23 protein-coding genes are annotated in these 26777 nt (G+C 69.9%); 8 read left to right on the top strand and 15 right to left on the bottom strand.

All coding sequences use genetic code 11. The annotated features are described in order from the left end of the window. Window positions 1-7 precede the first annotated feature (7 nt). Window positions 8-3901, top strand: a complete 3894-nt coding sequence (locus ACIBK5_RS04825) for a glycoside hydrolase family 2 TIM barrel-domain containing protein (RefSeq protein ID WP_399016299.1) — start codon at window positions 8-10, stop codon at window positions 3899-3901. A 27-nt stretch (window positions 3902-3928) separates the two neighbouring features. On the opposite strand, the gene ACIBK5_RS04830 is transcribed toward ACIBK5_RS04825, so the two are convergent. Continuing rightward, window positions 3929-4291, bottom strand: a complete 363-nt coding sequence (locus ACIBK5_RS04830) for a metalloregulator ArsR/SmtB family transcription factor (protein WP_189726259.1) — start codon at window positions 4289-4291, stop codon at window positions 3929-3931. Window positions 4292-4422: 131 nt separating this feature from the next. On the opposite strand from ACIBK5_RS04830, the gene ACIBK5_RS04835 reads away from it, so the two are divergent. Beyond that, entirely contained in the window at window positions 4423-5892 is a 1470-nt protein-coding gene (locus tag ACIBK5_RS04835; RefSeq protein ID WP_399016302.1) for an AlkA N-terminal domain-containing protein, read from the top strand. An 18-nt stretch (window positions 5893-5910) separates the two neighbouring features. Beyond that, entirely contained in the window at window positions 5911-6414 is a 504-nt protein-coding gene (locus ACIBK5_RS04840) for a methylated-DNA--[protein]-cysteine S-methyltransferase (RefSeq protein ID WP_399016304.1), read from the top strand. On the opposite strand, the gene ACIBK5_RS04845 is transcribed toward ACIBK5_RS04840, so the two are convergent. Further along, window positions 6397-7086 carry a hypothetical protein gene (locus ACIBK5_RS04845; protein WP_399016305.1) on the bottom strand — a complete coding sequence of 230 codons (690 nt, stop codon included), beginning with the start codon at window positions 7084-7086 and terminating at the stop codon, window positions 6397-6399. The two genes, ACIBK5_RS04840 and ACIBK5_RS04845, sit on opposite strands and share 18 nt — an antisense overlap. Before the next feature lie 320 nt (window positions 7087-7406). Between ACIBK5_RS04845 and ACIBK5_RS04850 the strand changes: the two genes are divergently transcribed. From ACIBK5_RS04850 to ACIBK5_RS04865, 4 genes are read left to right on the top strand one after another with little or no spacing between them, the layout of a single operon-like run. Next, window positions 7407-8135, top strand: a complete 729-nt coding sequence (locus tag ACIBK5_RS04850) for an SCO2525 family SAM-dependent methyltransferase (RefSeq protein WP_399016307.1) — start codon at window positions 7407-7409, stop codon at window positions 8133-8135. Between the two features lie 35 nt (window positions 8136-8170). Continuing rightward, window positions 8171-9088, top strand: coding sequence for an SCO2523 family variant P-loop protein (locus tag ACIBK5_RS04855; RefSeq protein ID WP_399016309.1), 918 nt, complete (start codon window positions 8171-8173; stop codon window positions 9086-9088). Further along, a complete protein-coding gene (locus tag ACIBK5_RS04860; protein WP_399016310.1) occupies window positions 9085-10113 on the top strand; it encodes an SCO2522 family protein in 1029 nt (342 codons plus the stop codon). The genes ACIBK5_RS04855 and ACIBK5_RS04860 overlap by 4 nt, the downstream gene beginning before the upstream one ends. Beyond that, entirely contained in the window at window positions 10110-11078 is a 969-nt protein-coding gene (locus tag ACIBK5_RS04865; RefSeq protein WP_399016312.1) for an SCO2521 family protein, read from the top strand. The genes ACIBK5_RS04860 and ACIBK5_RS04865 overlap by 4 nt, the downstream gene beginning before the upstream one ends. 20 nt (window positions 11079-11098) lie before the next feature. On the opposite strand, the gene ACIBK5_RS04870 is transcribed toward ACIBK5_RS04865, so the two are convergent. The 4 genes from ACIBK5_RS04870 to ACIBK5_RS04885 form a co-directional block, all read right to left on the bottom strand. Next, window positions 11099-11836 carry an SIR2 family NAD-dependent protein deacylase gene (locus ACIBK5_RS04870; RefSeq protein ID WP_399016314.1) on the bottom strand — a complete coding sequence of 246 codons (738 nt, stop codon included), beginning with the start codon at window positions 11834-11836 and terminating at the stop codon, window positions 11099-11101. Between the two features lie 83 nt (window positions 11837-11919). Beyond that, window positions 11920-12414, bottom strand: coding sequence for an NUDIX domain-containing protein (locus ACIBK5_RS04875; RefSeq protein WP_399016315.1), 495 nt, complete (start codon window positions 12412-12414; stop codon window positions 11920-11922). 28 nt (window positions 12415-12442) lie between these two features. Beyond that, window positions 12443-12958 (bottom strand): hypothetical protein, encoded by a 516-nt coding sequence (locus ACIBK5_RS04880; RefSeq protein WP_399016317.1) that lies wholly within the window; start codon window positions 12956-12958, stop codon window positions 12443-12445. Between the two features lie 275 nt (window positions 12959-13233). Further along, on the bottom strand, window positions 13234-14304 hold the full coding sequence (locus ACIBK5_RS04885; RefSeq protein ID WP_399016319.1) for an ADP-ribosylglycohydrolase family protein: 1071 nt from the start codon (window positions 14302-14304) through the stop codon (window positions 13234-13236). A gap of 201 nt (window positions 14305-14505) precedes the next feature. On the opposite strand from ACIBK5_RS04885, the gene ACIBK5_RS04890 reads away from it, so the two are divergent. Further along, window positions 14506-15624, top strand: coding sequence for a glycerate kinase (locus ACIBK5_RS04890; protein WP_399017264.1), 1119 nt, complete (start codon window positions 14506-14508; stop codon window positions 15622-15624). A gap of 217 nt (window positions 15625-15841) precedes the next feature. Here ACIBK5_RS04890 and pssA read toward each other — a convergent pair whose 3' ends face one another. The 9 genes from pssA to ACIBK5_RS04935 form a co-directional block, all read right to left on the bottom strand. Further along, on the bottom strand, window positions 15842-16618 hold the full coding sequence (gene pssA, locus ACIBK5_RS04895) for a CDP-diacylglycerol--serine O-phosphatidyltransferase (protein WP_399017266.1): 777 nt from the start codon (window positions 16616-16618) through the stop codon (window positions 15842-15844). A 58-nt stretch (window positions 16619-16676) separates the two neighbouring features. After that, complete coding sequence (locus tag ACIBK5_RS04900) at window positions 16677-17333, bottom strand: phosphatidylserine decarboxylase (RefSeq protein WP_003994082.1); 657 nt, start codon at window positions 17331-17333, stop codon at window positions 16677-16679. Between the two features lie 170 nt (window positions 17334-17503). Then, a complete protein-coding gene (locus tag ACIBK5_RS04905) occupies window positions 17504-18709 on the bottom strand; it encodes an acyl-CoA dehydrogenase family protein (RefSeq protein ID WP_399016321.1) in 1206 nt (401 codons plus the stop codon). Window positions 18710-18711: 2 nt separating this feature from the next. Beyond that, a complete protein-coding gene (locus ACIBK5_RS04910) occupies window positions 18712-19224 on the bottom strand; it encodes a MaoC family dehydratase (protein WP_215117585.1) in 513 nt (170 codons plus the stop codon). 5 nt (window positions 19225-19229) lie between these two features. Next, window positions 19230-20246 (bottom strand): HpcH/HpaI aldolase/citrate lyase family protein, encoded by a 1017-nt coding sequence (locus tag ACIBK5_RS04915; RefSeq protein WP_399016323.1) that lies wholly within the window; start codon window positions 20244-20246, stop codon window positions 19230-19232. After that, complete coding sequence (locus ACIBK5_RS04920) at window positions 20243-22270, bottom strand: protein meaA (protein ID WP_399016324.1); 2028 nt, start codon at window positions 22268-22270, stop codon at window positions 20243-20245. Before ACIBK5_RS04920 ends, ACIBK5_RS04915 begins: the two co-directional genes overlap by 4 nt. A gap of 8 nt (window positions 22271-22278) precedes the next feature. Further along, entirely contained in the window at window positions 22279-23616 is a 1338-nt protein-coding gene (ccrA, locus tag ACIBK5_RS04925; protein WP_399017269.1) for a crotonyl-CoA carboxylase/reductase, read from the bottom strand. Between the two features lie 407 nt (window positions 23617-24023). Continuing rightward, on the bottom strand, window positions 24024-24833 hold the full coding sequence (locus ACIBK5_RS04930; RefSeq protein ID WP_399016326.1) for a TetR family transcriptional regulator: 810 nt from the start codon (window positions 24831-24833) through the stop codon (window positions 24024-24026). Window positions 24834-24948: 115 nt separating this feature from the next. Next, a complete protein-coding gene (locus tag ACIBK5_RS04935; protein ID WP_399016328.1) occupies window positions 24949-26754 on the bottom strand; it encodes a 3-hydroxyacyl-CoA dehydrogenase family protein in 1806 nt (601 codons plus the stop codon). Window positions 26755-26777 lie beyond the last annotated feature (23 nt).

A 26777-nucleotide genomic window follows, 5' to 3' on the forward strand; every position in this document is an offset into this window, starting at 1 on the left:
CACGGTCATGCCGCACCCGCACCCGCTCCCGTCTCCCGCCCGGCCCGTAGTCAGCCGCCGCCGTCTGCTCGAAGGGGGCGCCGCCGTGCTCGGCGCGCTCGCCCTCTCGGCGTCGCCCACCGCAGCGCACGCGGCCGGCCGGCGCCCGGCGGCGGACGGCCCTCCGGAGTGGAACGACGGACTGGCCGTGTACCGGGTGGGTACCGAGCCACCGCACACCACGCTCATGCCGTACGCGGACCTCGGGCAGGCACTGGACGCCGACCGCACACGCTCGCCGTACCGGCAGAGCCTCGACGGCAAGTGGAAGTTCGCCTACGCCGACCGGCCCGACGACCGGGACACCGACTTCTACCGCACCGACGTCGACGACTCCGGCTGGGACACCATCCCCGTGCCCTCGGCCTGGCAGTTGCAGGGCTACGACTTCCCGATCTACGTCAACATCACCTACCCCTGGTGGGGCCCCAACGGCGGCGGCGAGGACGCCCAGCCGCCGGCCGCCCCGACTCGCTACAACCCCGTCGGCCAGTACCGCCGTACGTTCACCGTGCCGGGGAACTGGTCGGGCCGGCGCACCTTCCTGCACTTCGAGGGCGTCAAGTCCGCCCACTACGTGTGGATCAACGGCGAGCTGGCCGGCTACCACGAGGACTCCTACACCCCCGCCGAGTACGACATCACCCGCCACCTCAAGCCGGGCACCAACCAGATCGCCGTCGAGGTGTACCGCTACTCCGACGCCGAGTGGCTCGAGGACCAGGACATGATCAGGCTGAGCGGCATCTTCCGCTCGGTCCACCTGTACTCCACGCCCTCCGTGCACCTGCGCGACTTCAAACTGGACACCCCGCTCGGCGACGACCACACCTCCGCCGACCTCAAGGTCACCGCGCACGTCCGCGACTACGGCGGCGAGGGCGCGGGCCGCTACACCGTCGAGACCCAGCTCTACGACGCCCGCGGCCACGCCGTCTGGTCCCGGCCGCTCCAGCAGCCCGTCGACGTCCCGGCCGGCGACGAGGCCACTACCGAGGCGTCCAGAGCCGTCCCCTCGCCGAAACTCTGGTCGGCAGAGCACCCGGACCTCTACACCGCGGTGCTGCGACTGCGCGACCCGGCCGGCAAGGTGGTCGAGACCCTCTCGCACCGGGTCGGCTTCCGCGAGTTCGCGCTCAAGGACGGCCTGATGCGCATCAACGGCAAGCCCGTGTCCTTCCGCGGCACCAACCGGCACGAGATGCACCCCGTCACCGGCTCGGCGCTCACCAGGGCCCAGATGATCGAGGACATCGAGATCATCAAGCGCCTCAACATCAACAGCGTCCGCACCTCGCACTACCCCAACAGCCCGCTGTGGCTGGAGCTCGCCGACGAGTACGGCCTGTACCTCGTGGACGAGACCAACCTGGAGACCCACGGCATCCGCGACAAGTTCCCCGGCAGCGGCCACCCCGAGTGGACCGAGGCGTGCGTGGTCCGCGCCCAGAACATGGTCCACCGCGACAAGAACCACGCCTCGGTGGTCATCTGGTCCCTCGGCAACGAGGCGGGCGGCGGCACCACCTTCAACGCCATGTACGACTGGATCCGCGGCTACGACCCCACCCGCGTCATCCAGTACGAGGGCGACGACCGCCCGGGCATCAGCGACATCCGCTCCGAGATGTACGACAGCCCGCAGCGCGTCGAGGCCCGTGCCAAGGACACGAGCGACAAACGGCCGTACGTGATGATCGAGTACTCCCACGGCATGGGGAACTCCAACGGCAACTTCAAGAAGTACTGGGACATCGTCCGCCGCCACGACGTCCTCCAGGGCGGCTGGATCTGGGACTTCGTCGACCAGGCCCTGCGCTGGCCCACCCCCACCCGCAAGCTGCTCACCGAGTCCGGCCCGGGCGCGCTGCGCGGCGAGATCATCGCGCCCGCCGGCACCTTCGACCGCGCCAAGGGCGTCTCCGGAGGCACCGTCTTCCCCCGCGACGCCCGCCTCGACCTCACCGGCTCCCTCACGCTGGAGGCCTGGATCACCCCGCATGTGACCGGCTACCACCAGCCCATCATCGCCAAGGGCGACACCCAGTACGCCCTCAAACAGTCCGACAGGACGCTGGAGTTCTTCATCCACGGCGGCGGCCAGTGGGTCACCGCGAGCTGGGCGCTGCCCGACGACTGGACGGGCAAGGAGCATCACGTCGCCGGTGTCTTCGACGCGGAGGCGGGGACGCTCACCCTGTACGTCGACGGCCAGGTCCGCGGTACCCGGACCACCACCCGGCGCCCCAGCGACAACACGGCGTCGCTGGCGCTCGCCACCGACGTCGACAACCCGACCCGGGAGTTCAGCGGCACCATCCGGCGCGCTCGCGTGTACGCCCGCCCGCTGAGCGCGACGGAGCTGGCCTCGGACAGCCGGAAGCCCGGTGACGAGGGCGTACGGTTCTGGTTCGACGCCGCCACCGCCGGACTCACCGAGAAGCGCCCGCGCGACAAGACCTTCTACGCCTACGGCGGCGACTGGGGCGACAACCCCAACGACGGAGCCTTCGCCGGCGACGGCATCATCACCGCCGACCGAGGTCTCACGGGCAAGTCCGCCGAGGTCAAGCAGATCTACCAGGCGATCAACGCCGCCCCGGCCTCGGGCGGCCCCGGCGCCGTCAAGCTCACCAACGAGTACCTGTTCACCAACCTCCGTGAGTTCGACGGGCGTTGGTCCCTCGTCGCCGACGGCGAGGTCGTCCAGCGCGGCCGGCTGACCCGCGAACAGCTCGATGTGGCGCCGCTGACCGGCAAGGACATCAAGCTGCCGGTACGGCTGCCGGCCAAGCCCGAGCCTGGCACGGAGTACTTCCTCCAGCTCTCCTTCACCACCAGGGAACGCACCAAGTGGGCCAAGGCCGGCTTCGAGGTGGCCAAGCAGCAACTGGCCCTCGACGCGGGCAGTCCTGCGGTGAATCCTGCGCCGATCACCAGCGTGCCGGCCCTGCGCCACACGGACGGGGACAAGACCCTCTCGGTCAAGGGCAGGAACTTCTCGGTCACCTTCGACAAGAGCACCGGCACCATCACCTCGTACGAGGCGGCCGGCACGTCTCTGATCACCTCAGGCCCCGTCCCGAACTTCTGGCGGGCGCCCACCGACAACGACCGGGGCAACGGCCACCACACCCGCAACCAGGTGTGGCGCGACGCCGGGGCGAAACGGAAGGTGACGGACGTACGGGTGCGGCCCCTGGGCGACCGGGCCGTCGAGGTCACGGTCACCGGCACGCTGCCCACCGGCACGGAGTCCACGTACTCCACCACGTACACGGTCTTCGGCAACGGCGAGATCAAGGTCGACACCACCCTGCACCCGGGCGCCTCGAACCTCCCGTACATCCCCGAGGTCGGCACCCTGCTGTTCCTGCCGCGCCGTCTTGACCGGCTGCACTACTACGGACGCGGCCCCGAGGAGAACATGTGGGACCGCAACAACAGCACCGACGTGGGCCTGTACTCCGGCACCGTCTCCGGGCAGTGGACCTCCTATCTGCGCCCCCAGGAGAACGGCAACAAGACCGATGTCCGCTGGGCCGCGCTGACGGACGGCGGCGGACGCGGACTGCTCGTCTCCGCCGAGCCGCTGCTGGAGATCAACGCCTCGCGCTTCACCCCGGAGGACCTGTCGGTCGGCGCCCGTCACGACTACCAGCTCACCCCGCGCGACGCGGTGGTCCTGCGGATCAACCACCGCCAGATGGGCGTGGGCGGCGACAACAGCTGGGGCGCGCACACGCACGACGAGTTCAAGCTGCTCGCGAACCGCGACTACGCGTTCACCTACCGGCTGCGTCCGCTGACGCGGGTGAGTGAGGCGATGGAGGCCTCACGCCGGCACACGGCGACCGAATAGCACGAACGGTGGGACAGCGGCGCCGCCTCAGTCGGCGGTGTCGCTGATCCCCAGCCGCAGATGCTCCACGTGGTACACGGCCTGGTCGAGCAGCTCGGCGACATGGTGGTCGTGCAGCGCGTACACGACCGAACGGCCCTGTCGCTCGCCCACCACCAGACCCAGATTGCGCAGCAGCCGCAGCTGGTGCGAGCAGGCCGACTGCTCCATGCCCACCTCCGCCGCCAACTCCGTGGCGGGCAGCGGACCTTCCCGCAGCCGCGCGAGGATCAGCAGGCGGGAGGGCGTGGACAGGGCCTGGAGCGTGGTGGCCACCTTCGCGACGTTGTCCGCGTCCAGACGTACGCGCTCGCCGGCGTCCTGCGCGGTGGTGACGGCTCCATGACCCATGACGTCATCGTACCGGGCACACACGAACACATGAATGAATCTTCATCTGTCCCAGTCCGGGCAGGTCGATGTCGGATTCTCGCCAGACCCGCCCGCTCGCGGTGACCGATGCTGGACGTATGCAGATGGGGATGCACACCGACACCGAGCGTTGCGTACGCGCCGTCCGGTCCAAGGACGCGCGCTTCGACGGCTGGTTCTTCACGGCCGTCCTGACCACCCGCATCTACTGCCGTCCCAGCTGTCCGGTCGTACCGCCCAAGCCCGAGAACATGGTCTTCCACCCGAGCGCGGCGGCCTGCCAGCAGGCCGGGTTCCGGGCCTGCAAGCGCTGCCGGCCCGACACCAGCCCCGGCTCCCCGGAGTGGAACCAGCGCGCCGACCTGGTGGCCCGCGCCATGCGCCTGATCGCCGACGGCGTCGTGGACCGCGAGGGCGTGCCGGGCCTCGCCGGCCGGCTCGGCTACAGTGCCCGGCAGGTCGAGCGGCAGCTGCTCGCCGAACTGGGCGCGGGCCCTCTCGCGCTCGCCCGGGCTCAGCGCGCCCAGACGGCCCGGCTGCTCATCGAGACGACGACCCTGCCGATGGCGCGGCTCGCCTTCGCCGCCGGCTTCGCCTCGATCCGCACCTTCAACGACACCGTCCGCGAGGTCTTCGCCCTGTCCCCGAGCGAGCTGCGCACCCGCGCCCCGAAGCGGCAGGGCGCGAGCACACCCGGCGCGCTCGCCCTGCGGCTGCCGTTCCGGACCCCGCTCAACCCCGACAACCTCTTCGGCCACCTCGCCGCGACGGCCGTACCCGGGGTGGAGGAGTGGCGCGACGGCTCCTACCGCCGCACCCTGCGCCTCCCGTACGGCCACGGCATCGTCGCCCTCACCCCCGCCCCCGACCACATCGCCTGCCGCCTCACCCTCAGCGACCTGCGCGATCTGACCGTCGCCATCAGCCGCTGCCGCCGCCTGCTCGATCTGGACGCCGACCCGGTCGCGATCGACGACCAGCTGCGCGACGACCCGGTCCTCGCGCCGCTGGTCGACAAGGCACCCGGACGGCGTGTCCCGCGCACGGTGGACGAGGCCGAGTTCGCCGTCCGGGCCGTGCTCGGCCAGCAGGTCTCCACCGCCGCCGCCCGCACCCACGCCGCCCGCCTGGTCACCGCGCACGGCGAACCGGTCGACGACCCCGAGGGCGGCCTCACCCACCTCTTCCCGGCACCCGAGGCCCTCGCGGCGCTGGACCCCCAGTCACTGGCGATGCCGCGCAGCCGCCGCACCACCTTCACCACCCTGGTCCGGCAACTCGCCGAGGGCGAACTCCACCTGGGAGTGGAGAGCGACTGGCCGCGCAGCCGCGCCCAGCTCCTCGCCCTGCCCGGCTTCGGCCCCTGGACGGCCGACGTCATCGCCATGCGGGCACTCGGCGACCCGGACGCCTTCCTCCCCACCGACCTCGGCATCCGCCGCGCCGCACAGGAACTCGGCCTGCCGTCCACGCCCGCGGCGCTCACCGCACGCGCGGCCGCCTGGCGCCCCTGGCGGGCCTACGCCGTCCAGTACCTCTGGGCGACGGACAGCCACCCGATCAACTTCCTCCCGGTATAAGGACCACAAGGACGTTCGATGAAGCACCACACCGTGACCGACAGCCCCTATGGCCCCCTCACCCTCGTCGCCGACGACGGAGTCCTGTGCGGCCTCTACATGACCGACCAGCGCCACCGCCCGCCGGAGGAGACCTTCGGCACCCGCGACGACACCCTGTTCGCGGAGGCGGAGGAACAACTGGAGGCGTACTTCGCGGGCGAGCTCAAGGAGTTCACCGTCGAACTCCGCCTGACGGGCACCCCGTTCCAGCGCACCGTCTGGGAGCAACTGAGCCGCATCCCGTACGGCGAGACCCGCTCCTACGGCCAACTCGCCGCCACCCTGGGCACCCCCACCGCCTCCCGGGCGGTCGGCCTCGCCAACGGCCGCAACCCCGTCGGCATCATCATCCCCTGCCACCGAGTCCTCGGCGCGAACGGCAGCCTCACGGGCTACGGCGGCGGCCTGGACCGCAAGCGCCGGCTGCTGGAGTTCGAGAGCACACCGCGCCCCCGTGCCGCCTCATCCGCAGTCCGGTAACACCTCGTTCTGGCGTCTGAAACCCAGTTCCCAGATCTGCTCCAGTTCCGCGCAGTCCTGCTCGGTGAGCGTTCCTATCGAGCCGGACACCAGGGGCAGGCGGCTGACGACCACCTTGGTGACGATGTTCGTCGAGTCCCAGGTCCTCACGAAGCCAAGGCCGAAGTACTCGGAGAGCTCTCCCCCGAACTGCGGGTAGACCTCGACGAAGACATTGGACTCGTCGTGCGCCTTGTGGCTCACGACGATCAGCCGCTCATGCCGCACGAAGGCTTCCACCAGGTATTTGTTGACGATTCCCATGTCCGATTCGACGTCGATCTCCACAGCCAGGGAGCCGACGTGGGCACTGAGGTGGAAGGGGTACTGCTCGTAGCGCCAGACGCTCCTGCCGCGCACGGTGGTCACGAAGTAGTGGTGCCACAGGTGCCGCACCGGAGCCAGGCGCGCGTTGTCCGATCTGAGAGTGCTCGTCAGCGAACCCTCCAGCACGCCCGTCATGCGCTGGAGGGTCTCCTGGTTCGAGGCTCTGGCCACCAGGATGCTGATGACGGCGCCGACGATCCCGCCACCGACGGCGGTGAGCACACCGGAGATCTCCTGATTGACCAAGGAGATCTTGCCGTCGTCCTCGGTGGCCGCGGCGAAGGAGACACCGAAACCGGTGGTCACGATTCCCAGCGCCAGAATGAGCCATGCCCGGGCCGCACCCGCTCTGTCGTCTCCGTCTGTTCCCGTGCCGTTTCTCCTGGACATCTCTCATCCCCCGTGTCCCAGCCGGTACGGCGCGTGCCGTCGTCGAGCAGACCTTCCGCCCATCAATTCGTCAGCCCGGACAGAATCAGAAAGTTTCGCCGGCGCCCGTTTCGGCAAGAATGGGCAACGGCTTGATCTTTGCTCGTGGGAGTGGCGCAGAGCCCCACAAACTAGCACCAGGGCACGCGAGTTGGTAGTACGTCGGTCTTTTCAGGAACCTCGCTCCAGGGAGACGCATGGCAGGGAACGCTGCGTACGACTGGGACGCATTCGACTCGGACGATTACCTGGCACACAACTACGCCGAGCTGCATGATGAGGACCGGCGCATCCTGGAAATCGTCCGGGACTTTCTGTGCGGTCAGTCATTCGACGCCGACACCCGAGGCGTGGATGTGGGGACGGGGACCAATCTCTATCCGGCTCTCGCGATGCTCCCGTTCTGCGACCGGATCAGCCTGCTTGAATTGTCCGAGGCGAACCGGAGGTGGCTCTCGAGCCAGCTTCGTTGTTGTTCCGAGAACTGGGACAGGTTCTGGCGGGTGCTGGCCGAGCGGGAGGCGTATCGCACGGTCGACCGGCCACGCGACTGCCTGTACCGGCGCACCTCCGTACAGAAGTGGGACATCCTCGGTTCCGTCCCGGACACGCAGTGGGATCTGGGAACCATGTTCTTCGTCGCGGAGTCGATCACCACATTCCGCGAGGAATTCACCACCGCTCTCCAAAGGTTCTGCTCCCTGCTGAAGCCCGGAGCGCCGTTCGTCATGACCTTCATGGAGAACTCCAAAGGCTACGAGGTGGGAGGCCGCCATTTCCCGGCTCTCGGCATCGACATGGGTGATCTGCGGGACGAGATGTGCGGACTGGGATACGGGATGGAGTTCCACCGGTTCGGCGTCGGGCCCGAACCCCTCAGGGACGGCTACAGCGGCATGATCCTCGTGCACGGGTACGTCAAGTAGCAGGCACCACGGGGCGCCAGAGGAGACCGAGACCGGTGATCATCTTTGCGACCTCCGACAAGGGCGGCACCGGCCGCTCCGTCACGTGCGCCAACATCGCCTACCGCCGTTCCCTGGCCGGTGACGACGTCGCGTACGCCGACTTCGACTTCGGTTCACCTGGCGCCGCAGCCGTCTTCGAACTCGATGCGGTCGTACGCGATGTTCCGGACCCAGGAGTGCACTCGTACCTCCAAGGACGCGTCTGTGAACCCGCACGCCTCGATGTGTGGTCCCTCTCCCGGCGAGAGGAGCTGCGGGGCGCCCCGATGGAATCCGGCCGGCTCTGCCTCGTACCGGGTGACCACGGAGGGGGCGAGTTCCCCGTCGGCGCCTGCGAGGCGCGACGGTGTGCGGAACTGCTGCTGGCCCTGGAGGAGGAGTTCGACCTGACGATCGTCGACCTGAGGGCCGGCCGGTCGTACGCCGTCGACCTCGCCCTGCGGACCACCGCGCGACCGGAACTGCGGTACGTCCCGACCCGGTGGCTCGTCTTCCACCGCTGGACCCGTCAGCACATCGCGGGAGCGGTGGGCCTCGTGCACGGAGACCGCGGGATCCTGCGAGCGGGAGTCCTGTGGGGGCACGACCAAGCGGCACTCTCGGAGCGGATCCGGTATGTCCGCACCGCGGTCCCCGGGCCCGGAATCCCGCAGGACGGGGGAGAGGCCGCCGGGAGCGCGACCTGGCTGAGGGCCCGCGATGCCGACCTGAAGGCCCTGGCGGTCCGCCTGAAGCTGGACCGCACGGCCACCCTGGGCACGGTGCCGCTGGACCCCGTACTGCAATGGAGCGAGCAACTCATCACCCACGAGGACGCGGCAGTCTCACCCGCGGGCGGCCAGGAGACGGCACGGGCGTTCACGGAACTCGCCGACGCCCTGGCCCGCGGCACGGGCCGGGAGGCGCCGTGACCGGTCGAGCGGCGGGAGGAACGGACCCCTCGGGACACGCAGCCGACTGGATCTTCCGGGAGGGAGCGGCCGAGCCACCGACCCAGGCGGTCCCCTACTCCCACCTCTCAGTGGAGCTCGGCCACCTGTACATGGAGGACTTCGCCGCCGGGCCACAACGGCTGCTCGCCTACTTCACCCAGGTCGCACCCTGGGCGGAGACGGCCGCCCGCGCCCTCGCCCGGACAGCGGAACCGAGAAAGCCACGAATCAGCACCTGCTTCCTGATCGACGACTACTTCACCCGCTTCTCCTCACCCGCTGAGATCATCCCCCTGGTCACCGACGCCGCGGCCCGGGCCGGACTGCGCGTCGACTACATCGCGCGGGAGTCGGGATGCGCCACGGCCGACGGCGTCGAGATCGCGGCCCTGCTCCTGGCCCGGCTGGTCGCCTCGCCACCTGCGGGCGGCGACGCGGGACGGCCCTCCACGACCAAAACCGGCTGGCTGGCGAACGGCACCCGATCCCCGGGCGTGGGCACGCCGCAAGCCATGTCCCCCGCTTCCGCGTGGGAGCCGCCGCTCGAGTTCGGAGCGCGCCGCCACTCGATCTTCCTCGATGCGGAACTCTGGGCCGACGGCCCCGGTGATACGCGCCGGTGGGCGTGCCCCCTGCTCGGCGCGGTATGGCAGATGCTCAGACTGGGACTGCTGAGAGACCGCGGCGAAGCGGTCCTGCCCGTGCACACCTGGTCCGAGGAGGCGTTCCCCGAGGAGTGGGACGCCCTGCCACCGCTGATCAGGCTCGAACGCGATGCGGCGCCGTTCTGCGCCTACCGGACCTTCTCGATACTGGGCAGCCGCTTCCTGCCGGTCGAACACGCCGTGCGGGTGATCCTCGACCATGCGGCCGCGGATGCCGACGCGCTGGCCCAGGTCGCCGAGCGCAGCGCGAGGGAGGGAGTGCCCGTGCCCTCGGGCCTGTCCGAACGCGTCATGTACGCCTTCGTCGCCTCGGCGAGCGGCCGAGGCGGCGGCGCATGACCGGACCGGCCCGCGACGGCTTGAGACGCTCCCTGATCATGGTGGGCGAGATCCGTACCGGACTGGTCATGAACCGGGTGGCCCTGCCGACGAGGGCGGTCACCGAACTGCTGAGCGTCGTGGCGGGCGAACGGGTGCGCTCCTGCGAACGGCCCGTACGCAGTTCCGTCTCCCCTGACCTCCTCCACGGCGTGGACTGCCGGCTGTCGACGGCACCGGGCACCCGGCTGCGGGGGACCGGCACCCTGCAAGCGCGGGGCCGTGTGGTGGGCGGTCGTGTTCTGCAGTGCTCGACACGTGCCGTTCTGGAGACCGGGAGCGGCCTCCGACTGCCCTGGACGCACTATGTGCAACGGCCGGGCGTGGTCGAGGTGACCGGCCGTGGCACACCCGCGGACCTCGCGGCGCGGTTCGTGGCCGGGTGCGGCCCCGACAGCCTGGAGCCGGGCGCGGCAAACGCGTTGCTGCTCGCCCGGCTGCAGCGCTCCCGGCTGCTGGACCAGCGCCCGCCGTTGCGCACGAGACGCACCCGGCTGCGCTGGTCGGCTGTCGTGGACGACGGCTCCGCTCGCTTCGGGGGCACTTTCACGCTGGTCGGCGACGAGCTCCGCACGTTCCGGATCGTGGTTCCGTCATCGGCCGGGGCATCGCCGGACCAGATCACCCTTCTCTGTGAGGATCTGGCCTTCCACGACTGGCTGCTGACCACGGTCGCGACCGCCGCTGACCGGCCCCGCGCAGGCCGCGGCGCCGCAATCGGCCTGATGCGTCTGCGCCCGGTGGTCGACGACCTGGTCCACCTGTGGATGCCCGGCGCCGTGGTCGCGCCCGGCTTCCAGGAGATCTGGGACCAGTGGGAGGCCCACGCCGGATTCACGCGTCAGTGGAGCGCGTGCGTGGACCGTATCCGCGATCGGCTGGCACTGCTCGAGTCACGGCTGCCCACCGGTCCTGGGCCGGGCTGACCCGGTCAGGGCCCGAACCGTCAGACTCCTCCGGCCTCACCGAGCCGCCGCAGCAGGGCCGGGAGCGCCGTGCCGATGGGTTCCCGTACGATCTCGTCGGCTCGCTCGTCGTACGGTGTCGGCTCGGCGTTGACGATGATCAGACGGGCGCCGTGGTCGGCGGCGACACCGGCGAGGCCGGCGGCGGGCTGGACCTGGAGGGTCGTGCCGACGGCGACGAACACCTGGCAGGCCTTGCTGATGGCGGCCGCCTCGCCGAGGACGACGGGGTCGAGCCGCTCGCCGAACATCACGGTCGCCGACTTCAGGACACCACCGCACTCCCGGCACGGCGGATCGTCCTCCCCGGCCTCGACCCGCGCGAGCGCGTCCTGCATCGGGCCGCGGACGTGGCATCCGGTGCACAGGAAGCTCCGTGCCGTGCCGTGCAGTTCGAGGACCTTGCGGGCGGGCATCCCGGCGAGCTGGTGCAGCCCGTCCACGTTCTGCGTGATCACCCGCACCGGTACCCCCGACCGCTCCAGGTCGGCGATGGCCTGGTGGGCGGCATTGGGCTCGGCCCGCAGCGTCCGGTTCTTGCGCCGCATCTGCCACGACCGCCGCCGGATCTCCGGATCGCCCATGTAGTACTCGTACGTCACGAGCTTCTCGGCCTCCGGATCCCGCCGCCACAGCCCGTTGGGACCGCGGTAGTCCGGGATCCCGGAGTCGGTGCTGATACCGGCACCGGTGAGCAGGGCGACGAGGGGCTTGGCCATGATCCGAGGGTAGGACGCCGGAGCCACCGGGAGCGAAGGGGTATCCGAGAGACGTGCCCAGCGACTGAGCCCCCGCCGCCCCGTCAGCCGACCCGGTGGCCGTTCTCCAGCTCCGCCGTGCCCGAGCCGTCCGCCAGGACGTCCAGGGCGGTGAGGACGCGGAGGCCGAGAGCGCCCGGGAGGTACTCGGTCAGCTCCTCGCGTGGTACGAGGCGCCAGGACAGCAGTTCCTCCTCCTGGAGGCGGATCGCCTTGAGGGCGTCCTCGCCGAGCACCCCGCCGTCGTAGAGATACGCCACCAGCGGCGGACGCCCCGGGCCGTGCACCCAGTCCACCGACAGCAGCCGGCCGAGCTCACGGTCCAGGCCGATCTCCTCGGCCGTCTCGCGCCGCGCGCCCTGCCGTGGGGTCTCGCCTTCGTCGGACTCGATCGTGCCGCCGGGCAGCGTCCAGCCGTCCCGGTAGTTGGGCTCGACGAGCAGGACCCTGCCCTCGCCGTCCCGGAACAGCGCGGCGGCGCCGGCGAGGACGCGGGGCAGGGACGCGATATAGGCGGCGAAGTCAGCGGAGGTGGTCATTGGGGCAGGGTAACCACCGGATGCCGGCTCAGCCGCAGGGGAAGACGCGGTCGGACTTGTAGTCGATGTAGAGGCTGCTGGAGGTCGAGCCCATCTTGGCGGTCACCGGGGCGCAGGCGAAGCTGGAGACGTACACCGGACCGGCGTACTCGCTGAAGTTGCCCGGGTCCTTGGCGCAGGACGTGCCGCCGACCTTACAGACCTGCACGAACATGTACTGCGACTTGCCGACGTTGTTGTCGAGGATGACGCAGCCCTTGCCACCGTTCTCGTAGGAGAAGAGGGTCGCCAGGCGCTCGGCGGGGTCGGTGCCGAGGGGCAGCGGAATGCCCTTCTTCAGCGTGTAGCCGGTGCCGCAGACGTTGGCCGCGGCCGCGGCGGCGGCCGGGTCGGCCTGGGCGAGGGCCACGGTCTCGGCGTCGGCCTTCGCGGAGAGCGGCACCGAGGGCTGTTCGACGGCGACGGCCTGCGGAGCGGTGAGCACGGCGGCGGACAGGACGGTCGCGGAGGCGGCGGCACGCAGAGCGGTTCTGAGACGAGACATGACAAGCAGACGCTTTCTGTCAGGCGCGGGGACGCGGACCGGGTGACTGAAAATGATCGACTGAGTCGATGGCCAGATCACTGTACGGTCGGGTTTGATCGACATCGTCAGGTGACGAGTAAGTGGCCGGAATCAGCCGAATGGAAGCACTTTCAAGCGGAACGGCCGGGAGCGGCCGGAAGTCGTGGCCGACACTGTGCCCCGATGAGCCCCGATCCTGAAGCGGAGGAACGAGTCCGGCACCGCCACCGGCCGCGAATGGCCGGTTCCCACGGTCAGGCCACCGGCTCGGCCAGCCGCAGAGTCCGCTCCGCCAGCTCGCTGATCCGCACCCCGTCGAAGCCGAACACCGCACTGCGGACCGTGTCCTCCAGCGGCGCCTTCCAGTGGTCCGGGATGCCGTCCGCCCCGCCGAACACGCCGGCCACCGAACCGGCGGTCGCCCCGTTGGAATCGGTGTCCAGGCCACCGCGGACCGTCAGGGTGATGGTCCGCGTGAAGTCGCCGTCTCCGTAGAGCAGGCCGGCGGTCAGAACGGCGGCGTTCGGAACGGTGTGGATCCAGCCCATCCCGACGGTCTCCTCGGCGATCGTGGTGAGCGTGTCCTCCCAGGACATCCGGGCGTCGTGCAGGGAGACCACCCGGCGCACCGTCCGGGCCAGCCGGCTGCTCGCCGGGATCACGGTCAGGGCCTGGTCGACCGCATGTCGCACGCTGGGTGCCGTGAAGGCCGCCGAGATCAGCGCCGCCGCCCACATCGCCCCGTAGACGCCGTTGCCGGTGTGCGACAGCACCGCGTCCCGCCGGGCCAGCGAGGCGGCCCGGCGCGGCACGCCAGGGCAGGTCCAGCCGTAGATGTCGGCCCTGATCAGCGCCCCGATCCACTCCTGGTAGGGATTGTCGTACGTCGCCGTCAGCGGCGGCTTGAGCCCGTCGGCCAGATTGCGGTACGCGGCCCGCTCGGCGGTGAACGTCTGCAGGTACGGCAGCCGCAGCAGCCACAGGTCGCCGACCTGCTCGGTGCTGAAGCCGAAGCCGTGGGTCTCCAGCAGATGGAGGCCGAGGATCGCGTAGTCGACGTCGTCGTCACGGCAGCTGCCGTGGATCCGGCCGCGCACACACTGGCGCCACTCGGGCCGCAGCGCGGTCTCGTCGTCGCCCGTGGGCTCGGGCAGATAGTCGGTCAGCGGGAGCGCAGCGGCCTTTCTGAGGTAGCGGTCGATACGGTCACGGGTCCAGACCTCGCCCTGTTCGACCGGTTTGCCGAGCATGTTTCCCGCGATACGGCCCAGCCAGCCGCCGAGGATGCGGTCGGCGAGCGCTGCTTCGGTGTCGACGAGCGTCATGGTTACGGTCTACCCGTTTCCACGGGATCGCCCGAGCAGGTGGGGCCGCAGGTCCAGGAGTCGGGCAGATGCTGACGGCCGGGGCGTCCTGAGGTTAAGGTCGCAGCGGCGCGACTGGCCCTGACGTGCGTGAGGGCCCGGAGAGCAAGGGGAGTGCAAGTGGCGGACGCTGCAGTGAGCGGTACCCGAACGACGCAGCGGGTGCTCGTCGCCGCGGACAAGTTCAAGGGGTCGCTGACGGCCGTGGAGGTCGCCGAGCGGGTGACGGCCGGGCTCCGCCGGGCCGTGCCGCGCCTCGAGGTCGAGGCGCTGCCCGTGGCCGACGGCGGCGACGGCACCGTGGCCGCGGCGGTCGCGGCCGGGTTCGAGCGCCGGGAGGTACGGGTCGCCGGCCCCCTCGGCGGTGAGGTGACGGCGGCGTTCGCGCTGCGCGACGGCACCGCCGTCGTGGAGATGGCCGAGGCGAGCGGGCTCCAGCGGCTGCCCGCCGGCGTCTTCGCCCCGCTCACGGCGTCCACGTACGGCTCCGGCGAGCTGCTGCGGGCCGCCCTGGACGCGGGTGCCCGCACGATCGTCTTCGGGGTGGGCGGCAGCGCCACCACGGACGGCGGCGCCGGCATGCTGTCCGCGCTGGGCGCCCGGTTCCTGGACGCCGACGGCGAGCCGGTACCGCCGGGCGGCGGCGGCCTCGCCGAGCTGGCCTCGGCCGATCTGTCGGGCCTCGACCCGCGCCTCACCGAGGTCGAACTGGTCCTCGCCAGCGATGTCGACAACCCGCTGACCGGCCCGAAGGGCGCGCCCGCGGTCTACGGCCCACAGAAGGGCGCCTCACCGGACGACGTGGCGGCCCTGGACACCGCCCTCGCGCACTTCGCGAAGGTGCTGGAGGGGCCGGCCGGTCCGAAGGCCGCCGAGTACGCCGCCTCGCCCGGCGCGGGCGCGGCCGGCGGCATCGGCTACGGCGCCCTGCTGCTGGGCGCCCGGTTCCGCCCCGGCATCGAGGTGATGCTCGACGTCCTGGGCTTCGCACCCGCGCTGGACCGCGCTGACCTGGTCATCACCGGCGAGGGCTCCCTCGACGAACAGACCCTGCACGGCAAGGCCCCGGCGGGCGTCGCGGCGGCGGCCCGCGCCGCGGGCAAGGACGTCGTGGCGGTCTGCGGCCGCCTCGCCCTCCCCCCGGAGGTCCTGGGCCGCTCCGGCTTCCGCAGGGCCTACCCCCTGACGGACGCCGAGCCGGACGTGGCGAAGTGCATCGCCGAGGCGGGCCCGATCCTGGAACGGGTTGCGGAGCGCATCGCGAGGGACTTCCTGACCTGAGCGGACGTCCTGTCCGACCGATTCGGGCGGCGGGCGGGGTGCGGGCCGGTGGGGGTTGTTCGCGCAGTTCCCCCGCGCCCCCAGGGCGACGCCGCCCCAGGGGCGCGGGGAACCGCGCGACCGGCCACGACGGCGCCGCAGCCGATGCCCGGAACCTAGACAAGCAAAGGGCCCCGAACCGAATCCCGGTCCGGGGCCCAACCAAGCCAGTGCAACGCTACGGCTGCGCCGCCCGCGCCTCCCGCCGGTTACCGCGGAAGTTGTTCACCCGCCGAGCCGTCGCGAACAGCGGAATCACCGCACCCATGACCAGCTGAAGCGCACACCCCGTCTGCAGCAGCAGCTGCCCGCTCGGCGCGTCGAACGCCCACGCCGCCAGCAGCCCCATGCTGAGCACGATCCACGACAGCATCGCCACGGCGAGCCGCCCCCGCGGCTTCGGGTACTCGACCCGGCTCACCATCAGCCACGCCGTACCCAGGATCGCCAGCAGCGTCGCCACGAAGGGCAGCTCGAGCAGCACGATCGAGACGACCGTCAGCGCCCCGAACGGCGACGGCATGCCCTGGAACGTCCCGTCCTTCACGGTGACGCACGAGAACCGCGCAAGCCGCAGCACCACCGCCAGCAGCACAACGATCGCGCCCACCGCCGCGACCCGCTCATGCGCGTCCCGCGCGACCATGCCGTACACGAGCACGAAGTACGCGGGCGCCAGACCGAAGCTGATCAGATCGGAGAGATTGTCCAGCTCCGCACCCATCGGCGACGACCGCAGCTTGCGGGCGACGAGGCCGTCGAACAGGTCGAAGACCGCCGCGCACAGCATCAGGATCACGGCCGTGGCCGCGCTGTTGCGGGCCATGCCGAATTCGTCACCGGAGAGGTGCGGGATGAGGATGCCGGTGGTGGTGAAGTACACCGCCATGAACCCGCACGTGGCGTTGCCGAGCGTCAGGGTGTCCGCTATCGAGAGGCGAAGAGAGAGAGGCATCTCCTCTTCTTCGTCCACCTCGTCGGCCTCCGGGACCCAGCCGGCCTTGGTATCCGGATCAATCACGGTCAATGCGAGTCACCCCAGCCACGGTCTTCTGACCGACCTCGACCGCGACCTCCACGCCCTCGGGCAGGTAGAGGTCGACACGCGAGCCGAAGCGGATCAGGCCGATCCGCTCGCCCTGCTCGACCTTGGTGCCCTGGGGCACGTAGGGAACGATGCGACGGGCGACCGCGCCGGCGATCTGGATCATCTCGATGTCGCCGAGCTCGGTGTCGAAGTGCCACACGACCCGCTCGTTGTTCTCGCTCTCCTTGTTGAAAGCGGGAACAAAGCCACCGGGGATGTGCTCGACCGACGTCACCGTGCCGGCCAGCGGCGCGCGGTTGACGTGCACGTTGAGCGGGCTCATGAAGATCGCGACGCGGGTGCGGCCGTCCTTCCACGGCATGATGCTCTGCACCACACCGTCGGCGGGCGAGATGACCCGGCCCTGGGTGATCTCGCGCTCGGGATCGCGGAAGAACCACAGCATTCCCGCCGCGAGCGCGGTGGCGGGAACGGCGACGGCCTTGGCGGCGCCGGAGCGGCGGGCACGGGCCAGGCTGAGGGCTGCGGTGGCGACGGTCGGAAGGAGCCACGGCGATGCTCCGCGCGCGAGGCGTACGCCGGCCCGGCTGTCGCGTGGTGCAGAGGTTTGGCTGTGGGGCATGGATGACCTTCGTAGCGGATGAGGCCGCACTCTGACGGGGGACGGCGGCTTTCCGGCGATCGTAGCGGCTCGGGGCCGTAACTGGGTAAGCCAGGCAGCCGAGTCGGCGGCTGAAGAGTGCTGACGGGGTGTGATCTTCTTCTCCAAGAAAACACCCCGTATCCGGACATCTAGCCCTGGAATCGATACTCTTCGAGCAGTCGCCGACCGATGATCATTTTCTGGATCTCGGCGGTACCTTCACCGATGAGCAGCATCGGCGCCTCACGGTAGAGGCGTTCGATCTCGTACTCCTTGGAGAAGCCGTATCCGCCGTGGATCCGGAAGGCGTCCTCGACGACTTCCTTGCAGTACTCGGAGGCGAGGTATTTCGCCATCCCGGCCTCGAGGTCGTTTCGCTCCCCGGAGTCCTTTTTGCGAGCTGCATTCACCATCATCGCATGCGCGGCCTCGACCTTGGTAGCCATCTCGGCCAGCTTGAACTGGATTGCCTGGTGCTGGGCGATCGGCTTCCCGAAGGTATGACGCTGCTGCGCGTACTGGACGCCCAGTTCGAACGCACGCTGAGCGACGCCACAGCCACGTGCCGCCACATTGACGCGCCCGACCTCGACCCCGTCCATCATCTGGTAGAAGCCGCGGCCGGTGACCCCGCCGAGCACGCGATCCGCGGGAATCCGCAGGCCATCCATGATGAGTTCGGTGGTGTCGACCCCCTTGTAACCCATCTTGTCGATCTTGCCGGGGATGGTGAGGCCGGGGCGGACCTCGCCGAAGCCGGGCTCCTTCTCGACGAGGAAGGTCGTCATCGACTTGTGGGGCGCGGTGCCCTCGGGGTGACCTTCGTCACTTCGGACCAGAACGGCCACCAGAGACGACGTTCCGCCGTTGGTCAGCCACATCTTCTGGCCGTTGAGGACGTACTCCTCGCCGTCCCGGACCGCCTTCGAGGTGATCGCCGAGACGTCCGAGCCGAGGGCCGGCTCCGACATCGAGAACGCGCCACGGATGTCGCCCGCCGCCATCTTCGGCAGGAAATGGTCCTTCTGCTCCTGCGTCCCGTGCTGCTTGAGCATGTACGCCACGATGAAGTGGGTGTTGATGATGCCGGACACCGACATCCACCCGCGGGCGATCTCCTCCACGCACAGCGCGTACGTCAGGAGGGACTCGCCCAGGCCCCCGTACTCCTCGGGGATCATCAGGCCGAACAGGCCCAACTCCTTCAGCCCGTCGACGATCTGCTGCGGGTACTCGTCGCGGTGCTCCAGCTCGGTCGCGACCGGGATGATCTCCTTGTCCACGAAGTCGCGGACGGTGGAGAGGATCTCCTGCTGAATGTCGGTCAGACCGGCGGTCTGGGCGAGTCGCGCCATGGCTACTTCTCCTGCTCCTTGAGCTCGGGGCGGCCCGGCTGCTCGCCGCCGCGCTCCTTGATGTACGTCTCGGTCGGCACCATCACCTTGCGGCGGAACACGCAGACCAGCGTGCCGTCCTGCTTGTAGCCCTTGGTCTCGACGTAGACGATGCCGCGGTCGTTCTTCGACTTGGACGGCCACTTGTCGAGCACGGTCGTCTGGCCGTAGAGCGTGTCGCCGTGGAAGGTCGGCGCCACGTGCTTGAGCGACTCGATCTCCAGGTTGGCGATGGCCTTGCCGGAGATGTCCGGCACGGACATGCCGAGCAGGAGGGAGTAGATGTAGTTCCCGACCACCACGTTCTTACCGAAGTCGGTCGTCTTCTCGGCGTAGTTGACGTCCATGTGGAGCGGGTGGTGGTTCATGGTGAGGAGACAGAACAGGTGGTCGTCGTACTCCGTGACCGTCTTTCCGGGCCAGTGCTTGTACGTCGCCCCGACCTCGAACTCCTCGTAGGTGCGTCCGAACTGCATCGTCGTCACGCCTCCGGGATCTCGAACTTGCTGGTGCGCTGCATGCCGGCGGCGCGTCCCTTGCCGGAGACGACCAGGGCCATCTTGCGGCTGGCCTCGTCGATCATCTCGTCGCCGAGCATCGCGGAGCCCTTCTTGCCGCCGGCCTCGGACGTGTAGTAGTCGTACGCGTCCAGGATCAGCTCGGCGTGGTCGTAGTCCTCCTGCGAGGGCGAGAAGATCTCGTTGGACGCCTCGACCTGGCCCGGGTGCAGCACCCACTTGCCGTCGAAGCCGAGCGCGGCAGCGCGCTGGGCGACCTCGCGGTAGCCGTCGATGTTGCGGATCTGCAGGTAGGGGCCGTCGATCGCCTGGAGGTTGTTGGCACGGGCGGCCATCAGGATCTTCATCAGGATGTAGTGGTAGGCGTCCGCCGGGTAGCCGGGCGGCTGCTCGCCCACGACCAGCGACTTCATGTTGATGGAGGCCATGAAGTCGGCCGGGCCGAAGATGATGGTCTCGACGCGCGGGGAGGCCGTCGCGATCTCGTTGACGTTGTTCAGGCCCTGCGCGTTCTCGATCTGCGCCTCAATGCCGATCTTGCCGACCTCGAAGCCCATCGTCTTCTCGATCTGCGTCAGCAGGAGGTCGAGGGCGACGACCTGCTGGGCCGTCTGCACCTTCGGCAGCATGATGCAGTCGAGGTTCTGGCCGGCGCCCTCGACGACCGTGACGACGTCCCGGTAGGTCCACTCGGTCGTCCAGTCGTTGACCCGCACGACGCGCGTCTTGCCCGTCCAGTCGCCCTCGTTGAGGAACTTGACGATGGTGTGCCGCGCCTCGGGCTTGGCGAGCGGGGCGCAGGCGTCCTCCAGGTCGAGGAAGACCTGGTCGGCCGGGAGGCCCTGTGCCTTCTCCAGGAAGCGGGGGTTCGAGCCCGGTACCGCCAGGCAGGAACGCCGGGGGCGAAGGCGGTTAAAAGAAGGGTGCGCGGCGGAGCCGCCCGTTGGAAGGGTGGTGGCGGGCGACGGGTGGGCGGTCATGCGGGGACCTCCAGGGGGTCGAGCTTGTTCGCTTTCCGGATCTCGTCGACGATGCGGCCGATGATTCCGGTGATGTCGAAGTCCTTCGGGGTGAAGACGGCGGCCACTCCGGCGGCCCTGAGCTGCTCGGCGTCACCGTTGGGGATGATGCCACCGGCGATCACCGGAATATCTGTGGCACCGGCCACACGGAGCCGTTCGAGTACGTCCGGGACCAGCTGGGCGTGCGAGCCGGACAGGATGGACAGGCCGACGGCGTGCACGTCCTCGTCGATGGCCGCGTCCACGATCTGCTCGGGCGTCAGCCGGATGCCCTGGTAGACCACCTCGAAGCCGGCGTCACGCGCGCGCACGGCGATCTGCTCCGCGCCGTTGGAGTGCCCGTCCAGGCCCGGCTTGCCGACCAGGAAGCGCAGCTTGCCGACTCCCAGGTCCTTGGCCGTCAGATCCACCTTGCGGCGGACCAGGGCCAGCGTGCTGCCCTCCTCGACCGGGACGGCCACGGGCGCCGACGAGACGCCCGTCGGGGCGCGGAACTCGCCGAACACCTCGCGCAGGGCCCCGGCCCACTCGCCGGTCGTCGCCCCGGCGCGGGCGCACTCCAGGGTGGCCTCCATGAGGTTCTCGGTGCCGCGGGCGGCCTCCTTCAGCTTCTCCAGCGCCTTGCAGGGGCGCGGGTGGTTGAAGGGCGGCTGGTAGCGGTTGTCGCGCCAGTTCTGCAGACCCGCGATCACGCGGGCCTCCACCGCCGGGTCGACCGTCTGGATCGCGGTGTCCAGATCGGCGGTCAGCGGGTTCGGTTCGGTGCCCTCGAAGGCGTTGACACCGATGATCTTCTCCTGGCCGGACTCGATCCGGCCCCGGCGTTCCGCGTGCGAGGAGACCAGCTGGGACTTGAGGTAGCCGGACTCGACGGCCGCCATCGCGCCGCCCATCTCCTGGATGCGGTCGATCTCCGCGAGGGCGGACTCGACCAGTTCCCCGACCTTCGCCTCGATGACCTTCGAGCCGTCGAAGATGTCCTCGTACTCCAGCAGGTCGCTCTCGTAGGCCAGCACCTGCTGGATGCGCAGCGACCACTGCTGGTCCCAGGGGCGGGGCAGGCCCAGCGCCTCGTTCCAGGCGGGGAGCTGCACGGCACGCGCGCGTGCGTCCTTGGAGAGGGTCACGGCCAGCATCTCGAGCACGATCCGCTGGACGTTGTTCTCCGGCTGAGCCTCCGTCAGGCCCAGGGAGTTGACCTGGACGCCGTAGCGGAAGCGGCGGTGCTTGGGGTTCTCGATGCCGTACCGCTCACGGGTGACCTTGTCCCAGATACGGCCGAAGGCGCGCATCTTGCACATCTCCTCGACGAAACGGACGCCCGCGTTCACGAAGAACGAGATGCGGCCGACGACGTCGCCCATGCGCTCCTGCGGCACCTGGCCGGAGTCGCGCACGGCGTCGAGCACGGCGATCGCGGTGGACATCGCGTACGCGATCTCCTGCACCGGCGTGGCGCCCGCCTCCTGCAGGTGGTAGCTGCAGATGTTGATCGGGTTCCACTTCGGGATGTGGGAGACCGTGTACGCGATCATGTCCGTCGTCAGACGGAGGCTCGGCCCCGGCGGGAACACATGGGTGCCCCGGGACAGGTACTCCTTGACGATGTCGTTCTGGGTCGTGCCCTGGAGCTGGGTGATGTCCGCACCCTGCTCCTCGGCGACGACCTGGTAGAGCGCCAGCAGCCACATGGCCGTGGCGTTGATGGTCATCGAGGTGTTCATCTGCTCCAGGGGGATGTCCTGGAACAGCCGGCGCATGTCACCGAGGTGCGCGATCGGCACACCGACCCGGCCGACCTCGCCGCGGGCGAGGATGTGGTCGGAGTCGTAGCCGGTCTGCGTCGGCAGGTCGAACGCCACCGACAGACCCGTCTGCCCCTTGGCGAGGTTGCGCCGGTACAGCTCGTTGGACGCCTCGGCCGTGGAGTGACCGGCGTAGGTGCGCATGAGCCACGGCCGGTCCTTCTGACGCTCACTCATGGACGACCTCAGATGTTCCGGAAGCGGTTGATGGCGTCGATGTGCTTGGCGCGCTTCTCGTGGTCGCGCACGCCCAGGCCCTCCTCGGGGGCCAGCGCGAGCACGCCGACCTTGCCCTGGTGGAGGTTGCGGTGCACGTCGTAGGCGGCCTGGCCGGTGTCCTCCAGGGAGTAGACCCTGGAGAGCGTCGGGTGGATCTTGCCCTTCGCGATGAGCCGGTTGGCCTCCCAGGCCTCGCGGTAGTTGGCGAAGTGCGAGCCGATGATCCGCTTCAGCGACATCCACAGGTAGCGGTTGTCGTACTCGTGCATGTAGCCCGAGGTCGAGGCGCAGGTGGTGATGGTGCCGCCCTTGCGGGTGACGAAGACCGAGGCGCCGAAGGTCTCGCGGCCGGGGTGCTCGAAGACGATGTCGATGTCCTCGCCGCCGGTGAGTTCGCGGATGCGCTTGCCGAAGCGCTTCCACTCCTTGGGGTCCTGGGTGTTCTCGTCCTTCCAGAACTTGTAGCCCTCGGCGTTGCGGTCGATGATCGCGTCGGCGCCCATCGAGCGGCAGATGTCCGCCTTCTGCTCGCTGGAGACGACACAGATCGGGTTGGCGCCGCCGGCCAGCGCGAACTGGGTGGCGTAGGAGCCGAGTCCGCCGCTCGCGCCCCAGATGAGCACGTTGTCGCCCTGCTTCATGCCGGCGCCGTTGCGGGAGACCAGCTGCCGGTAGGCGGTCGAGTTGACCAGGCCGGGGGCGGCGGCCTCCTCCCAGCTGAGGTGGTCGGGCTTGGGCATCAGCTGGTTGGACTTGACCAGCGCGATCTCGGCGAGGCCGCCGAAGTTGGTCTCGAAGCCCCAGATGCGCTGCTCGGGGTCGAGCATCGTGTCGTTGTGGCCGTCGCTGGACTCCAGCTCGACGGAGAGGCAGTGCGCGACGACCTCGTCGCCGGGCTGCCAGGCGTTGACACCCGGGCCGGTGCGCAGGACGACGCCCGCGAGGTCGGAGCCGATGATGTGGTACGGCAGGTCGTGGCGCTTGGCCAGCTCGTTGGTGCGGCCGTAGCGCTCCAGGAACCCGAAGGTCGACAGCGGCTCGAAGATCGAGGTCCACACCGAGTTGTAGTTGACCGAGGAGGCCATGACGGCCACCAGGGCCTCGCCCGGGCCGAGCTCCGGGACCGGGACCTCGTCCAGGTGGATCGACTTGCGGGGGTCCTTGTCGCGGGTGGTGAGGCCCGCGAACATCTCCGTCTCGTCCTTGTGCACGGTGATCGCGCGGTACGACTCGGGGAGCGGGAGGGCGGCGAAGTCCTCCGACACGGAGTCGGGCGACTGGATCGCGGCCAGGATGTCCTTCATGGTCACGGTGTTGCCTCCGGCGGTGTGCGCCCTGAGGGAGGGGCGCTGAGGGTTACGGCGGTGCTGCTGAGGGTTGAGGGTGTGCCGTCGGTTCGGCGGTGGTGCTGTTCGGCAGCGCTGGTGGCGCGGGAGGTTGCCTGTGACGCAGGCGTCCGGGCGAGCAGGCGGTGGGCTTGCTGGGACGTCGCCCGGACCTCTTCAACGTATGACACCGCGTGTCACCCCGCAAGGCACTGAGTGCCAGAACTTGCTCTCAGATGAAATCTTTACGTAACAAATGAGCGATGATCGATCGAATGGCCTCGCCGGGCCATGTCAAAACGGCCCCTGACATGGCAAAACGGCCACCCCGTGGGGTGGCCGTCATCACAGTGTCGCGAGCTGCTCCGTGCTCCCTCGCGAGCCGCTCAGCGCTCCTTGAGTGCCTGCTCGATCGTCCTCATGACCTCGTCCAGCGGAGCGTCGGTACGGGCGACGGTCACCAGCACCTCGCCCTGGGTCGAGGCCGTGGCGGCGGCCGGCTGCGGGTCCGTGGAGCGCCCGGCCCCGATGCCCGTGCCGAAGGTCTTGCGCACGATCGCGAAGGCGTGGTCGAGCTGCGTCTCCACGTCCCCCTGCCCGCCGGCCCGCAGCCAGCGCCGCAGGACGTGGTTGTGCGCGGTGACCACGGCGGACGCGGCTACCTCCGCCAGCAGCGGGTCGTCGTTGGCGTCGTCGGCGTGCGCGCGCTCGTCGAAGTGGCCGAGGAGGTAGCGGGTGAAGAGGCGCTCGTAGCGGGCCACCGAGGCGATCTCCGCCTCGCGCAGCGTGGGCACCTCGCGCGTCAGCTTGTAGCGGGCGACCGAGATCTCGGGCCGGGCCGCGTACATCTTCATGACTTCCTTGATGCCGCGGCACACCGTGTCGAGCGGATGCTCGTGCGCGGGCGCGGCGTTGAGCACCGCCTCGGCGCGGATCAGGGTGTCGTCGTGGTCGGGGAAGATCGCCTCTTCCTTGGAGCGGAAGTGGCGGAAGAACGTGCGGCGGGCGACCCCGGCCGCCGCCGCGATCTCGTCGACGGTGGTCGCCTCGTACCCCTTGGTCGCGAACAGCTCCATCGCGGCGGCCGCCAGTTCCCGGCGCATCTTGAGCCGCTGGGCGGCGGCGCGAGAGCCTGCGGCACTCTCCGGCGCGTCGGTCGTAGCTGGTGTACGTGAGGACTTGGCGGGCTGGGGCATGCCCTGAACGTACTGCATGTGCGCAGCTCGCTGCGCATGGCCTGGTTCGTGGAACCGGTCCGGGCCGAGCAGGCCACCCCACTCGGCGCCGGACCGGAACCAGTCGCCGGGACCCTCAGCGCTTGGCATATTCGCGGAAGCCGCGGCCGGTCTTGCGGCCGAGGCAGCCCGCGGCCACCAGATGCTCCAGCAGCGGCGCCGGGGCGAGCCCCGGGTCGCGGAACTCGCGGTGCAGGACCTTCTCGATGGCGAGCGAGACATCGAGTCCGACGACGTCCAGCAGCTCGAAGGGGCCCATCGGGTACCCGCCGCCCAGCCGCATCGCCGCGTCGATGTCGTCGAGGGACGCGTAGTGCTCCTCGACCATCTTGATCGCGTTGTTCAGGTACGGGAAGAGCAGCGCGTTCACGATGAAGCCGGCCCGGTCACCGCAGTCGACCGCGTGCTTCCTGATCCGTCCGCAGACCTCACGGACCGTCGCGTGGACGTCGTCGGCGGTCAGCACCGTACGCACGACCTCGACCAGCTTCATGGCCGGCGCCGGGTTGAAGAAGTGCATGCCGATCACGTCCTGCGGACGCGAGGTGGCCCGGGCGCAGGCGACGACCGGCAGTGACGAGGTGGTGGTGGCCAGGACCGCACCCGGCTTGCAGACCTTGTCCAGCGCGGCGAACAGCTGCCGCTTGACCTCCAGGTCCTCGGCGACCGCCTCCACGGCCAGGTCGACGTCGGCGAAGTCGTCGTACGTGCCCGTCGGCGTGATGCGCTCCAGGGTCTGCGCGGCGGCCTCGGCGGTCATCCGGCCCTTGTCGACCGAGCGGGCCAGGGACTTGCCGATCCGCGCCTTCGCGGCCTGCGCCTTCTCCTCGCTGCGCGCCGCGAGGACCACGTCGTACCCGCCCTTGGCGAAGACCTCGGCGATCCCGGAGGCCATGGTGCCCGAGCCCGCGACGCCGACCGAGTGGATCTCCCGGCCGGCGGTCGAGTCGCCACCCTCCAGCGGGGTCAGCGCGTCCTGCACGACGACGGGGCTGTCCGGCGCCTCGTAGGTGTAGAAACCACGCCCCGCCTTACGGCCGGTCAGACCGGCCTCGCTGAGCTGCGCGAGGATCGGTGCCGGTGCGTGCAGACGGTCGCCCGAATCGGCGTACATCGCCTCCAGGACCGTGCGCGCGGTGTCGACACCGATCAGGTCGAGCAGCGCCAGCGGGCCCATGGGCAGCCCGCAGCCCAGCCGCATCGCGGCGTCGATGTCCTCGCGGGAGGCGTACTTCGCCTCGTACATCGCGGCGGCCTGGTTGAGGTAGCCGAACAGCAGGCCGTCGGCGACGAACCCCGGGCGGTCGCCGACCGCGACGGGCTCCTTGCCCAGGTCCAGGGCGAGGTCGGTGACCGCCGTGACGGCCGCAGGCGCGGTCAGCACCGAGGAGACGATCTCGACCAGCTTCATCGCCGGGGCCGGGTTGAAGAAGTGCAGGCCCAGCACCCGCTCCGGGCGGGAGGATTCGGCGGCCAGCCGGGTGACGGACAGGGCGTTGGTGCCGGTCGCCAGGATCGTCCCGGGGCGCACGATCCCGTCCAGTTCCCGGAAGATCTGCTGCTTGACCTCGTACGACTCGGGCGCCACCTCGATGACCAGGTCGGCGTCGGCCGCCGCCCCGAGGTCGGTGGAGGTGCGGACCCGGGCGAGGATGTCCGTACGGTCCTGCTCGGTGAGCCGCTCGCGCTCGACGCCACGGGCGGTGGAGGCCTCCAGGGCGGCGACGCACTTCGCGGCCTGGGCCTCGCTGATGTCGATGCCGACGACCTCGCGGCCGGCCTTGGCGAGGACCTCGGCGATGCCGGTGCCCATCGTGCCGAGGCCGACGACGGCGATGGTCTGGAGCGGGGACTGGGACGGGTCGGAAAGGGGAGTGGCCATCGCGGGACTCCAGGAATGAGGGT

It is taken from the genome of Streptomyces sp. NPDC050546 (assembly GCF_044457425.1).
GTDB lineage: Bacteria > Actinomycetota > Actinomycetes > Streptomycetales > Streptomycetaceae > Streptomyces.

Bases quoted from the DNA above. Each gene is read 5' to 3' on its own strand.
- ACIBK5_RS04825 (WP_399016299.1), top strand. From the start codon at position 8: ATGCCGCACCCGCACCCGCTCCCGTCTCCCGCCCGGCCCGTAGTCAGC.
- ACIBK5_RS04830 (WP_189726259.1), bottom strand. From the start codon at position 4,291: ATGGGTCATGGAGCCGTCACCACCGCGCAGGACGCCGGCGAGCGCGTA.
- ACIBK5_RS04835 (WP_399016302.1), top strand. From the start codon at position 4,423: ATGCACACCGACACCGAGCGTTGCGTACGCGCCGTCCGGTCCAAGGAC.
- ACIBK5_RS04840 (WP_399016304.1), top strand. From the start codon at position 5,911: ATGAAGCACCACACCGTGACCGACAGCCCCTATGGCCCCCTCACCCTC.
- ACIBK5_RS04850 (WP_399016307.1), top strand. From the start codon at position 7,407: ATGGCAGGGAACGCTGCGTACGACTGGGACGCATTCGACTCGGACGAT.
- ACIBK5_RS04865 (WP_399016312.1), top strand. From the start codon at position 10,110: ATGACCGGACCGGCCCGCGACGGCTTGAGACGCTCCCTGATCATGGTG.
- ACIBK5_RS04870 (WP_399016314.1), bottom strand. From the start codon at position 11,836: ATGGCCAAGCCCCTCGTCGCCCTGCTCACCGGTGCCGGTATCAGCACC.
- ACIBK5_RS04875 (WP_399016315.1), bottom strand. From the start codon at position 12,414: ATGACCACCTCCGCTGACTTCGCCGCCTATATCGCGTCCCTGCCCCGC.
- ACIBK5_RS04880 (WP_399016317.1), bottom strand. From the start codon at position 12,958: ATGTCTCGTCTCAGAACCGCTCTGCGTGCCGCCGCCTCCGCGACCGTC.
- ACIBK5_RS04885 (WP_399016319.1), bottom strand. From the start codon at position 14,304: ATGACGCTCGTCGACACCGAAGCAGCGCTCGCCGACCGCATCCTCGGC.
- pssA (WP_399017266.1), bottom strand. From the start codon at position 16,618: ATGCCTCTCTCTCTTCGCCTCTCGATAGCGGACACCCTGACGCTCGGC.
- ACIBK5_RS04900 (WP_003994082.1), bottom strand. From the start codon at position 17,333: ATGCCCCACAGCCAAACCTCTGCACCACGCGACAGCCGGGCCGGCGTA.
- ACIBK5_RS04905 (WP_399016321.1), bottom strand. From the start codon at position 18,709: ATGGCGCGACTCGCCCAGACCGCCGGTCTGACCGACATTCAGCAGGAG.
- ACIBK5_RS04910 (WP_215117585.1), bottom strand. From the start codon at position 19,224: ATGCAGTTCGGACGCACCTACGAGGAGTTCGAGGTCGGGGCGACGTAC.
- ACIBK5_RS04915 (WP_399016323.1), bottom strand. From the start codon at position 20,246: ATGACCGCCCACCCGTCGCCCGCCACCACCCTTCCAACGGGCGGCTCC.
- ACIBK5_RS04920 (WP_399016324.1), bottom strand. From the start codon at position 22,270: ATGAGTGAGCGTCAGAAGGACCGGCCGTGGCTCATGCGCACCTACGCC.
- ccrA (WP_399017269.1), bottom strand. From the start codon at position 23,616: ATGAAGGACATCCTGGCCGCGATCCAGTCGCCCGACTCCGTGTCGGAG.
- ACIBK5_RS04930 (WP_399016326.1), bottom strand. From the start codon at position 24,833: ATGCCCCAGCCCGCCAAGTCCTCACGTACACCAGCTACGACCGACGCG.
- ACIBK5_RS04935 (WP_399016328.1), bottom strand. From the start codon at position 26,754: ATGGCCACTCCCCTTTCCGACCCGTCCCAGTCCCCGCTCCAGACCATC.